Origin of the sequence: Novosphingopyxis iocasae (assembly GCF_014334095.1) — a bacterium.
GTDB classification, from domain to species: Bacteria; Pseudomonadota; Alphaproteobacteria; order Sphingomonadales; family Sphingomonadaceae; genus Novosphingopyxis; species Novosphingopyxis iocasae.
Map to the genome: position 1 here is coordinate 806,077 of NZ_CP060495.1, position 12,017 is coordinate 818,093.

Consider the following 12,017-nt stretch of genomic DNA (forward strand, 5'->3'; position numbering starts at 1 on the left):
TGGCCGGATCAGCCGAAGCCCTTGCCACCGTCTGCCGGCGAAAGGCGAACGAGCCGGCTGGTCTCGACCGCGGCCTGACGGTGAACCACCGCTTTGCGATAGTCCTCGTCAGTCACCAGCTCCAGGAAAGCACCGGCATTCGGGTAACGCGCGATGAAGACCGCATCCCAGCGCTCGTCCGTTGGCCCTATCAGCACGGTCTCGAAACCGCCACGATAGACGATCGTCCCACCGACACGCGAGAATATGGGGCCGCTCTCCTTGCCATAGTTGCGATAGGCATCGGCACCCGAAAGTTTTTCACCCGCCAGCGCATGATCGGCCGGATAATCCGCTGCTTCCCGGAAGCGCACCAGGTTCAGCATTTCAATCGGTTGGTCGCGCGGCAGGCTTTTGAATATCTCGAACTGCTCGCGCTGCGGATCGATATGGGAATCACTCATCGATCGTCTCCAGCTTGTAGTCGGCATATTCGTCGCGAATTGCGCGCTTCAAAATCTTGCCCGTTGCGGTGTGCGGAAGCTCCTCGACAAACTTGATCTCATCGGGCAGCCACCACTTCGCGACGCGCCCCTGCAGATGATCGAGAATATCTTCCGCCCCGATGCCGGAACCGGGTTTGCGCACGATCAGCAGCAGCGGGCGCTCGTCCCATTTGGGATGGTGCACGCCCACCGCCGCCGCCTCGGCCACTCCGTCGCAACCCAGCGCCTCATTCTCCAGCTCGATCGAGCTGATCCACTCGCCGCCTGATTTGATGACGTCCTTGGCGCGGTCGGTGATTTGCATGGTGCCATCAGGGTAGAGAACGGAGACGTCGCCGGTATCGAACCAGCCGTCCGCATCCACGGTGTCCTCCTCGGCGCGGAAATAGCGCCGCAGCACCCAGGGCCCGCGCACATGAAGCCGCCCGCTGCTCTCCCCGTCGCGCGGCAACTCCTGCCCATCCTCGTCCACGACGCGCAGCTCCACGCCAAAGGGCGGGCGGCCCTGCTTGGTGATGATGTCCACCTGCGCATCGAAATCCAGCTCGGCCCAGTTGTGGGGCCGCGCGCCGGTCGTGCCGATGGGCGAGGTTTCGGTCATGCCCCAGGCATGGGCAACCGTGATACCCGCCTTCTTGAGCCGCTCGATCATCGCACGCGGAGCGGCGGAACCGCCGATCACGACACGCTCGAGCGCGCCGTAGTCGCCGCCATTGGCGTCCATATCGGCAAACATGGCGAGCCAGACGGTCGGCACACCTGCGCTGAACGTGACTTTTTCTTCGCGGAAAAGCTTCCACAGGACGCCGCCGTCATTGGAGCAGGAACAAACCATCTTCGCGCCCACCGCGGCGGCCGCAAAGGGGATGCCCCAGGCATTGGCATGAAACATCGGCACGATCGGCAGCATCACGGAGCGGGAGGAAAGGTCCATCACAGCAGGTTGCAGCGCCGTCATGGCGTGCAGGACGTTCGAGCGATGCTCATAGAGCACGCCTTTGGGATTGCCCGTGGTGCCGGAGGTATAGCACAGCCCCACCGGATCGCGCTCGTCCGCAGAAACCCAGGCGTAATCGCCGTCTTCGGCATCGATCAGCTCGCGATAGGTTTTGAGTTCGCCGCCGGGCTTGGCATTATCGAACAGGATGACCTGCTCCACCGTCTCCAGCCGATCGCGGATCGCTTCGACCAGCGGCAGGAACATCGCATCGACAAACAGCAGCCGGTCGCCCGCATGGTTCAGGACATAGACCAGCTGATCGGCGTGAAGGCGCGGATTGATCGTATGCAGAATGCCGCCCATGCCCGCCGTGCCGTACCAGCTCGAAATGTGATGGGCATGGTTCATGGCGATGGTTGCCACGCGGTCACCGCGCTTCATGCCTAGACGCTCGAGCATCTGCGCAAACTTGCGCGCCTCCAAGGCAACTGTGGCCCAGTTGCTGCGGCTGAGCTCACCATCGGACCAATGGGTTACGATCTCCCGCGGGCCGTGCTCACGCTCCGCATGATCGATCAGGTTGGTGACGAGCAGCGGGAAGTCCTGCATCGCTCCGAGCATATCTCTCTCCTATCGAACCGCCCTGTTCGGGCGCTTTTTCAGGAGACCAAGCGCAAAGGCGGCGGGCCGGCCGGCCTCAACTCCGCAACATGGCTGATCCCCTCCAGCGACATGAGCCGTTCGCGCAGGGCTTCGTCAACCCGGAATGTCCTTCCTAGCGAGATTCGCGTGCGCCCTCGTGGTCCCGGTACGTCAATGATCAACTCACTGCGCCCGCCCGATAGCGGCAAGGTTATGTTCGCCACCTCGCGCAGGGCAATTTCGCAATCGACCTGAAGTTCAAGGCACAGCCGCGCTTCCGCCAGTGATCCGGCATTGGCGGTGAGCGGTCTGGCGGCGCGCACGGTCAGGCGCGCATTGTCGTCGCCCGGCCGCATATCCAGCTCGACATCAAGGAGCAGGCACGCGCTCTCATCAGCCGCCTGGGACAGCACTTTGCCGACGTCCTCTTCGAAGCAGCTCGCACTGAATTGCCCGCTGGTATCCGACAGTTCGGCCATGCAGAAACGACTGCCGCGGCGGGATTCGCGCCACCGCACATTCTCCACCAGCGCCGCCATTTTCACCTGCCGCCGCTCGCCCTCGGCAATCGGTGGGAGGGCGGCGAGATCGGCCTGCGTCTTGACGCCATTCGCCATCAGCTGCGCCCGATATTGCGTCACGGGGTGCGCCGAGAAATAGAAACCGAACGCATCTTTTTCGCGCGTCATGATCTCACCGGGAGACCATGCTTCTGCGGTTGGGAGACGCAGGGCCGGAATGTCGCTTTCCTCGCCGCCGAAAAGTCCGCCCTGCCCGCTGTCGCGCATAGCCTTGGCCGACTGGGCGGCGGCAAGAATGGTTTCCGCCCCCGCCTGCACGGCGGCGCGATCAGGGTTCAGCGCATCAAAGGCACCGGCGGCAGCCAGCGTTTCGATGCTGCGCTTGTTGAGCAGGGTGGGATCAATCCGCCCGGTTAGATCGTCGAGCGACTTGAAGGCGCCCTTGGCCCGCCGCTCGGCTACCACCGTCTCCATCGCCTTTTCACCGACATTCTTGAGGCCGGCGAGCGCATAACGCACCGCACGGTTGCCCTCCTCCGTGGTCTCGACGGAAAACTCCGCCTCGCTCTCGTTAAGCGTCGGCGGCAGACAAGTGATATCCAGACGCCGCATATCGTCCACGAAAATGCCGAGCTTGTCGGTCTGGTGCATGTCGAAGCACATGGAGGCGGCGAAGAACTCTTCCGGATAATGCGCCTTCAGCCACGCCGTCTGATAGGCGAGCAGCGCATAGGCTGCAGCGTGGCTCTTGTTGAAGCCATAGCCTGCGAACTTGTCGATCAAATCGAACAGCTGGTTGGCGCGCGGCTCGTCAATGTCGTTGGCAGCGCAGCCTTCCACGAAGCGCGTGCGCTGCTTGTCCATTTCCGCCTGGATTTTCTTGCCCATCGCGCGGCGCAGCAGATCGGCCTCGCCAAGGCTGTAGCCAGCCAGGATCTGCGCGGCCTGCATCACCTGTTCCTGATAGACGATGATGCCGTAGGTTTCCTTCAGGATCGGCTCCAGAAGGGGATGCGGATATTCGATCGTCTCTTCGCCATTCTTGCGGCGGCCGAACATCGGGATGTTGTCCATCGGGCCAGGCCGGTAGAGTGAGACGAGCGCGATGATGTCTTCGAACCCGGTTGGGCGAACGGCGGCCAGCGTGCGGCGCATCCCCTCCGATTCCAGCTGGAACACACCGACCGTCTCGCCGCGCTTAAGAAGCTCGAACACGCCCGGATCGTCCAGCGGCAGCGTGGAAAGGTCCACCGTCTCACCGCGCTCGGCAATGAACTGCACCGCTTTTTGCAGAACCGAGAGAGTCTTCAGGCCAAGAAAGTCGAATTTGACGAGGCCCGCCGTCTCCACGAACTTCATGTCGAACTGCGTGACCGGAATGTCCGAACGTGGATCGCGGTAGAGCGGCACCAGATTGGCGAGCGGACGATCGCCGATCACCACGCCCGCGGCATGGGTGGAGCTGTGGCGCGGCAGCCCTTCCAGCTTTCCGGCCAATTCGAACAGTTCGGCCACATTGCTGTCGCGTTCGATCTCCTGCCGCAATTCGGCAACGCCTTTGCGCGCCCGCGCCAGATCCCACGGATCGGTCGGGTGATTGGGGACAAGCTTGCAGAGGCGATCGACCTGTCCGTAGCTCATCTGCAGCACGCGGCCGGTATCGCGCAGCACGGCGCGCGCCTTCAGCTTTCCGAAGGTGATGATCTGCGCGACATGGTCCGATCCATATTTCTTCTGAACGTAACGGATCACCTCGCCGCGCCGCGTTTCGCAGAAGTCGATATCGAAGTCCGGCATCGACACGCGTTCAGGGTTCAGGAAGCGCTCGAACAGCAGCCCCAAGCGGATCGGATCGAGATCGGTAATGGTAAGCGCCCAGGCGACCACCGAGCCCGCGCCCGAGCCGCGCCCTGGCCCCACCGGAATGTCGTTCGCCTTGGCCCATTTGATGAAGTCGGCAACGATCAGGAAGTAGCCGGGAAAGCCCATGCCAACGATAACCTTGATCTCGAAATCGAGCCGGTCGAAATAGCTCTGGCGTTCTTCGGCGCTTAGATCGTCGTAAAGCGCGAGGCGAGCCTCCAACCCGGCGCGCGCATCGTCGGCGAGCTGCTTGGCTTCCCCTTCAAGATCACCGGCGATGCTGGGCAAGATCGGGGGACGCTTGGGCGCGCCGATGCCGCAGCGCCTGGCCACCACCAAGGTGTTGTTGAGCGCTTCGGGCAAGTCCGAAAATAGCTCCTGCATCTGCACGGCGGGCTTCATCCAGCTCTCGCGGGGGCTTTTGCGGCGATTGTCATCGAGCACATATTGCCCGCCCGCGATACACAGCATCGCATCATGAGCGCGGTGAAAGCTGGGCTCGGAAAAAAGCACCGGATTGGTGGCAACCAGCGGAATATCGCGATCATAAGCCAGATCGAGCAGACCGGCTTCGGCTGCCTTTTCCACCGGATCGTCGCGCCGGCTGACTTCGATATAGAGGCGACCGGGGAAAAGCGCCTCCAGCTTCTCGCAATAAGCCGCCGCCTTATCCGGCTGGCGCTCTTCCAAATGACGGGCGAGCGCTCCTTCGCCGCCCGCCGTCAGCGCGATCAGCCCATCGGTGCGCCCCTCCAATGCCTCGAACGCAACATGGGGCGCCTGTTCCAGTGGGCGGTCAAGATGGGCCTGCGAAACGAGCGCGCACAAATTGTCGTATCCGCCTTCATCCTGCGCATAGAGCGCAAGCCAATCGATCTGCGGGCTCGCCGGATCGCCGCTTGGGCGTGACACGGCCAGCATCGCGCCGATGATGGGCTGCACGCCGACATCGCGGCATCCCTTTTCGAAAGCCATGGCGCCGTAAAGACCGTTGCGATCGGCCACTGCGACCGCCGGAAATCCAAGGCCGCGCGCGCGTCCCCCAATCGCCTTCGCATCCGTTGCACCTTCCAGCATGGTGTAGGCGGAAAAGACGCGAAGTGGTACGAACGGGGCGTAAGACATAATTCGAACAGATAGCGAAGCTAGGCCGATTCGGCGAGGGGCGCGGCCCCTTATCTTGTGGATGAATGAGACGGTAGGGGCCAGCGGCGATGTGGCAGGACGTGCAGAACTGGTTCTATTCGCTCGGCGCGAATTACGGCGTCGATCCGCTGGTGTTTGGCGCCATCTATGTGGGCGCGATCCCGTTCTTTCTGCTCTCGATCGCCTGGCTCGTTCGCAACAAGCGCGGCGGCAAACCGATTGTGTTGCCGGTGCTCAGCGCAGGCGTGTTCTTCGTTTCAGCCTATGTCTATCTGGCAATCGTCGGCCGCAACATCCCGATCTGGGTGTGGTTCTTTCTCGCCGCGATGCTGGTTTACGGCGTCTGGTCGACGATGCGGGACATCCGCAAGAAGCTGGCCAAACCCGAAGGCTAAGGCCGCTATTCGATCACGCCTTCGTGAAGGCGGACGACGCGGTCCATCTTGCCCGCGAGACGCTCATTATGCGTCGCCACCAGCGCTGCGGAGCCTTCCTCACGCACCAGCGAAAGAAACTCGGCCAGAACGACATCGGCGGTCTTCTCATCAAGATTGCCGGTGGGCTCGTCCGCCAAGATCAGCTTGGGCCGGTTGGCGAGACCGCGGGCGACCGCCACGCGCTGCTGCTCCCCGCCCGACAGCTTGGACGGGCGATGATCAAGCCGCTTTTCCAGGCCCAGCTTGACGAGCAGCCGTTCGGCACGCTCCACCGCCTCGGCCTTCTGCGAACCCGCGATCAGCTGCGGCAACACCACATTCTCGCGCGCATCGAAGTCGGGGAGAAGGTGATGAAACTGATAAACGAAACCGATCTTCTCCCGCCGCAGCGTGGTGCGATCGTTGCTGTAGAGCGCGGACGCTTCAACGCCGTCGATGCGGATCGAACCCGAGAATCCGCCTTCCAGCAGGCCCACCGCCTGAAGCAGCGTCGATTTGCCCGATCCCGAGGGGCCGAGCAAAGCTACGATTTCGCCCTCTGCGACATGAAGGTTCACGCCGCGCAGCACGTCGATTGTGACGCCGCCCTGCGAAAAGCTGCGGCGGACATCGGTCAGGCGGATCACGTCATTCATAGCGTAGAACCTCCACCGGATCGGTATTCGCCGCCTTGAACGCGGGATAAAGCGTGGCGAGCACGCTGAGCACGAAGGCGAGAACGCAAATCGCGGTCACTTCGAACGGGTCGGTCTTGGACGGTAGTTCGGTGAGAAAGCGCACCGAAGGGTCCCACAAGTTCTGGCCCGTAATCGCCTGGATCACGTTCACCACGCCCTGCCGGAAGAACAGGAACACGAAACCAAGGACCAGTCCGGCGAGAATGCCGAGCGATCCGATTGTAATGCCCACCGTCATGAAGATTTTCAGCAGCGATTTTCGGGTCGCGCCCATGGTGCGCAGGATCGCGATATCGCGCGTCTTGCCCCGCACCATCATGATCAGCGAACTGAGAATGTTGAACACGGCGACCAGCACGATCATCGACAGCACGACGAACATCGCCACCCGCTCGACCGCCAGCGCCTCGAACAGCGAGCTGTTGAGCGTCTTCCAGTCTGTGACGATCGCGCGGCCCGCGATTTTCGGCATGAGCGGCTGCAGGATTTCACCCACCCTGTCCGCATCGACCGTCTTCAGCTCGATCATGCCGACTTCGTCGCCCATCAGCATCAGCGTCTGCGCATCCTGAATAGGCATGACGATGTAGCTTTCGTCATAATCGTAGATGCCGACCTCGAAGATCGCGACGACTTCGTAGCTGATCTCTCGCGGCACAGTGCCGAACGGCGTTGCGCGACCTGCCGGGTTTATGATTGTGATGCGCGATCCGACCGTCGCGCCAAGGTTTTGGGCGAGCCGCGAGCCGATGGCGACGCGTTCCTGTCCTGGCTCCAGAGCGCGCAGATCGCCAGCGACCGTTTTGCCCTCCAGCGTGGGGTTATCGAGAATGTTCTGTCGCAGCATTCCGCGAACGAGCACCGCCTCCACCCGGCCGTTGAAGCTGGTGAGAAGCGGTTGCTCGATCAGGGGCTGCGCTTCGGTGACGCCGGGGGTTTCCTCCACGTCCTTCAGAATTTCGCGCCAGTCGGGCAGGCGCCCGCCATAGCCCTGCACCACCGCATGGCCATTGAGGCCCACCGTCTTGTCGAACAGCTCTGCGCGAAAGCCGTTCATCACGCTCATCACGATGATCAGCGAGGCTACGCCCAACATCACCGCGATCAGGCTGATGCTGGCGACGAGGAACAAAAAGCCCTCCCCCTTGCCCGGCAGCAGATAACGCTTGGCGACCATCCATTCGGAACGGGACAGGATCATGGGATTATGGAGGACCTCTATCGGCGAATGGCCGCCGCCTTACGGGCGTGCAGCGATGGTGGCAAGCGATCGGCACAGGCCGCACCACTTGTTGCAGGATTGCAACGGGAGCGCCCAATTCCGTTCGCCTGAAGCCGGATTCATTTGAACGCCCCCTGAACTTGCGGCATCAAGACTACGCACTTCGAGCGCAGCCAGATAAGGCTGAGGTTCAGGGAGAAGGGCACGCGCAGGGCCTGGTCGGGGCAAAGGGGAGACCCGGTCCACCGCGCGACCGATAAACAGGACGAACCATCGTCACGTGAAGACCCGGGCCTCGGCCCGGGTCTTTTCGTTTGGGCTTACGGTCTGTGTCAATTTCTTTGCCTGGTAGCCGCTCAATAGCCCTCTTGAAAACGGTGTCGTAACGACCATCTTGCTTCTCGTGGGTCGCCATTCGGGGCCTGCGAATTAACGGAGCGCGGACCTGTCCGGCTCCATCTTCTGAATTGCTCGATGGAGAATGAAGAAATGAACCGTAACGACTTTTCCCCCTATCGCCGCACCACCGTCGGTTTCGACCGGCTGTTCGACCTGCTCGAAAATGCAGGTCGCACGATGCAGAGCGACAACTATCCCCCCTTCAATATCGAACGCATCGCCGATGATCGGTACATGATCACGGTTGCCGTCGCCGGTTTCGCACCGGACGAGATCGACATTACCGCGCAGCAGAATCAGCTGATCGTGCGCGGCGCGAAGGAAGAGGGCGAACAGAACCGCGAATTCCTGCACATGGGAATCGCCAACCGCAATTTCGAACGCCGCTTCCAGCTTGCCGACCATATCCGCGTGGAGAACGCGAATCTGGAGAACGGCCTGCTGACGGTCGAGCTGTTCCGCGAAGTGCCCGAGGCGCTGAAGCCCCGCAAGATTGCGGTCAACGGCGTCACCGCGAAGACGGTCGACGACGAGCCGGCCGAGGACGCGCGCGAAGAACAGCGCCATATCCGCGCGGCCTGATCGCAAACAACACAAGCAAGAATGAGGAGGCGGCCGAGCGATCGGCCGCCTTTTTCGTTTCGACCTAGACCAGCCGGCTCTGCTTCACAGCGGCTTCGATGAAGCTTGCAAACAGCGGATGCGGATCGAAAGGCTTGCTCTTCAGCTCCGGGTGGAACTGCACGCCGATGAACCAGGGGTGGTCCGGCCGCTCGATAATTTCGGGCAGCGTGCCGTCCGGACTCATGCCGGAAAAGACGAGCCCGCCGTCTTCAAGCGCCGGCATGTAATGGGTGTTCACCTCATACCGGTGGCGGTGGCGCTCCTGAATCGTCTCCAACCCGTAAATTCGGGCGACATGGCTATTGCCGTCGAGCTTCGCCTCGTAAGCGCCCAGACGCATGGTTCCGCCCAGATCGCCGCCCTCGCGGCGCTCCTCCAGGCCTTTTTCGCTCATCCACTCGGTGATCAGGCCGACGACGGGCTCATCGGTGGGCCCGAATTCAGTGGTCGAAGCGTCAGCCTTGCCGGCCAGATTGCGGACCCCCTCGATACACGCCATCTGCATGCCGAGACAAATGCCGAAGAACGGCACCTTGGTCTCGCGCGCAAAACGAATCGCGCCGATCTTGCCCTCGCTCCCGCGCTCGCCGAAACCGCCCGGCACGAGAATTCCGTGCATCGGCTCCAGCTTCGCAGCCAGATCGTCCGAGTCCTCTTCGAACATCTCGGCATCGAGCCATTTCATGTTCACGCGAACACGGTTCGCCATGCCGCCATGAACCAGCGCCTCGCTGAGCGACTTGTACGCGTCCGGAAGGCCGACATATTTGCCGACCACACCGATCGTCACCTCGCCCTCGGGATGTTCGAAGCGATCGAGGATATCGTGCCAGCGCGACAGATCGGGCGTGCCTTCGTCCGGCAATCCGAAAGCGCGCAGCACTTCGGTATCGAGGCCCTCAGCATGATAATTGAGCGGCACCTGGTAAATGCTCTTGGCATCGAGTGCGGGAATCACCGCCTCTTTACGCACATTGCAGAACTGCGCGATCTTGCGCCGCTCGCTATCGGGCAGCGGGCGTTCGCAGCGGCACAGCAGCAGATCGGGCTGAATGCCTAGGCCTGCGAGCTCGCGCACGCTGTGCTGAGTCGGCTTGGTCTTAAGCTCACCGGCCGCGGCAATGAACGGCACCAGCGTAACGTGAATCGCGACAGACTGTTCTGGCTCCAGTTCGTTGCGCAGCTGGCGAATCGCCTCGATGAACGGCAGCGATTCGATATCGCCAACGGTGCCGCCGATTTCGCACAGCACGAAATCCAGCCCCTCGGTATCGGCGAGTGCAAATTCCTTGATGGCGTCAGTGACGTGCGGGACCACCTGTACGGTAGCGCCGAGATAATCGCCCCGCCGTTCCTTGGCGATGATGTCCCGGTACACACGGCCCGACGTCACATTGTCGCTCTGATGGGCCGAGACGCCGGTAAAGCGCTCGTAATGGCCAAGGTCGAGATCGGTCTCCGCCCCGTCGTCGGTGACGTAGACCTCGCCATGCTGATAGGGACTCATCGTCCCCGGATCGACGTTCAGATAGGGATCGAACTTGCGAATGCGGACGGTGTAGCCACGCGCCTGGAGAAGAGCGGCAAGCGATGCCGCCATGAGACCTTTTCCGAGCGAGGAGACCACGCCGCCGGTGATGAAAATATACCGCGCCATGGGAGGAGAGCCTTAGGGATCGAAACGCCGGGATGTCCAGCGCTCGATCGGCCTTCTCCCCGCTTTATTGTGGATTACTGGTCGAGCGGGACTGCGTTGCCCGCCGGGGCGTCCTGCCCCGGAGCGGTATCGGTCGCGCCCGGAGGCGCGCTCGCGGGAACCGGATCGCCCGGAACCGTGCCGACCGGGAGTTCGCCCGATCCATCCGCTGCGGGTGCACGGCGTTCGAAGCTGGTATCGATCTCGCTCGGTGCGCCGGATTTGGCGGCAACGACGGCAAGCGCGATCGACAGCGTGACGAACAGGATGGCCAGCACCGTGGTGCCGCGCGTCAGGAAGTTCGCCGCCCCGCGCGCCGACATCAGGCCGGACGGGCTGCCGCCCATGCCAAGGCCCCCGCCCTCGCTCTGCTGCATGAGGATGATGCCGACAAGCGCCGCACCGACGATGGCCTGCACCACGATAAGAAAATGGAAGAGCGTCATGAAATCACGGGGTCCCTTGGAAGGGGGCGCACATAGCGATGTGCCGCCGCTTTCGCAAGCGATGGCGGCACATCGGATGCTTGCGCTAGTCTGAGGTTCAGGCGCGCCGTTCAACTAGCCTTTGCCGCCGCCTCGATGATGGGCACGAACTTGTCCGCGCTGAGACTAGCGCCGCCAACGAGGCCCCCATCAACGTCGCCCACCGCCAGCAACTCCGCAGCATTGCCGCCGTTCATGGAGCCGCCATAGAGAATGCGAATGCCTTCCGCCTCATCACCGATCAGGTCGCGCAGTTTTGCGCGGATCGCGCTGTGCATCTCGGCGACGTCATCGGTTCCCGGAACCCGCCCGGTGCCGATCGCCCAGATCGGTTCATAAGCGATCGTGAGCCAGTCTGCCGCCGCACCGTCCGGCATGGAAGCGGCGATCTGATCGGTGACGCGGGAAACAGCCTGCCCGGCGTCCCGTTCCGCCTCGGTTTCTCCGCAGCACAGGATGACCGACAGGCCAGCCGCGCGGGCTGCTTCGGCCTTGGCCTTGATATCGGCATCGCTTTCATGCTGGTCCTGCCGGCGTTCGCTATGGCCTACGATCGTGAGGCTTGCCCCCACTTCGGCCAACATGGCGGCGGAGATGCAGCCGGTGTGCGCCCCCGCATCCTCCTGATGGCAATCCTGCGCGCCGATGGAGAGCGTAGGCGCGGCCTTCGCGGCGCGGTGGATCAATGTGGCGGGCACGCATAGCGCGACATCGACACCATCCAGTGCATCGGCAGCTGCCGCGATCGGGCCGATTTCGCTCACGCTGGATCCCAGCCCGTGCATCTTCCAGTTACCTGCGATAAATTTGCGGCGTTCAGCCATGGCTCATCCCCTGTTGCTTTGTTATCGCCCGTGCCCCTAGCGGCTGAAGGCCGCAG

The 12,017-nt window shown here is 62.5% G+C and carries 10 protein-coding genes; 2 read left to right on the top strand and 8 right to left on the bottom strand.

Annotated features, from left to right (window positions below):
• Positions 1-8: 8 nt before the first annotated feature.
• The 3 genes from H7X45_RS03785 to dnaE are packed head-to-tail and all read right to left on the bottom strand — an operon-like array spanning position 9 to position 5,576.
• Positions 9-443, bottom strand: a complete 435-nt coding sequence (locus tag H7X45_RS03785) for a DUF1330 domain-containing protein (protein ID WP_187336221.1) — start codon at positions 441-443, stop codon at positions 9-11.
• On the bottom strand, positions 436-2,046 hold the full coding sequence (locus tag H7X45_RS03790) for a long-chain fatty acid--CoA ligase (RefSeq protein ID WP_187336222.1): 1,611 nt from the start codon (positions 2,044-2,046) through the stop codon (positions 436-438). The genes H7X45_RS03785 and H7X45_RS03790 overlap by 8 nt, the downstream gene beginning before the upstream one ends.
• A 38-nt stretch (positions 2,047-2,084) precedes the next feature.
• Positions 2,085-5,576, bottom strand: coding sequence for a DNA polymerase III subunit alpha (gene dnaE, locus H7X45_RS03795; RefSeq protein ID WP_187336223.1), 3,492 nt, complete (start codon positions 5,574-5,576; stop codon positions 2,085-2,087).
• A gap of 89 nt (positions 5,577-5,665) precedes the next feature.
• Between dnaE and H7X45_RS03800 the strand changes: the two genes are divergently transcribed.
• Positions 5,666-5,992, top strand: a complete 327-nt coding sequence (locus H7X45_RS03800; RefSeq protein WP_187336224.1) for a hypothetical protein — start codon at positions 5,666-5,668, stop codon at positions 5,990-5,992.
• Positions 5,993-5,997: 5 nt separating this feature from the next.
• Here the strand turns inward: H7X45_RS03800 and H7X45_RS03805 are convergent, their stop codons facing one another.
• Positions 5,998-6,669 carry an ABC transporter ATP-binding protein gene (locus H7X45_RS03805; protein ID WP_187336225.1) on the bottom strand — a complete coding sequence of 224 codons (672 nt, stop codon included), beginning with the start codon at positions 6,667-6,669 and terminating at the stop codon, positions 5,998-6,000.
• Positions 6,662-7,912 carry a lipoprotein-releasing ABC transporter permease subunit gene (locus H7X45_RS03810; RefSeq protein ID WP_187336226.1) on the bottom strand — a complete coding sequence of 417 codons (1,251 nt, stop codon included), beginning with the start codon at positions 7,910-7,912 and terminating at the stop codon, positions 6,662-6,664. The genes H7X45_RS03805 and H7X45_RS03810 overlap by 8 nt, the downstream gene beginning before the upstream one ends.
• Before the next feature lie 510 nt (positions 7,913-8,422).
• Here H7X45_RS03810 and H7X45_RS03815 point away from each other — a divergent pair.
• Positions 8,423-8,914 carry an Hsp20 family protein gene (locus H7X45_RS03815; RefSeq protein ID WP_187336227.1) on the top strand — a complete coding sequence of 164 codons (492 nt, stop codon included), beginning with the start codon at positions 8,423-8,425 and terminating at the stop codon, positions 8,912-8,914.
• Between the two features lie 64 nt (positions 8,915-8,978).
• Here the strand turns inward: H7X45_RS03815 and pyrG are convergent, their stop codons facing one another.
• The 3 genes from pyrG to tpiA form a co-directional block, all read right to left on the bottom strand.
• Positions 8,979-10,613: a CTP synthase gene (pyrG, locus tag H7X45_RS03820; RefSeq protein ID WP_187336228.1), complete on the bottom strand. Its 1,635-nt coding sequence runs from the start codon at positions 10,611-10,613 to the stop codon at positions 8,979-8,981.
• 74 nt (positions 10,614-10,687) lie between these two features.
• Positions 10,688-11,098 carry a preprotein translocase subunit SecG gene (secG, locus tag H7X45_RS03825; RefSeq protein WP_187336229.1) on the bottom strand — a complete coding sequence of 137 codons (411 nt, stop codon included), beginning with the start codon at positions 11,096-11,098 and terminating at the stop codon, positions 10,688-10,690.
• A gap of 110 nt (positions 11,099-11,208) precedes the next feature.
• The gene (gene tpiA / locus H7X45_RS03830; protein WP_187336230.1) at positions 11,209-11,961 is read right to left on the bottom strand and encodes a triose-phosphate isomerase; all 753 of its coding nucleotides are present in this window, start codon (positions 11,959-11,961) and stop codon (positions 11,209-11,211) included.
• Positions 11,962-12,017: the final 56 nt, after the last annotated feature.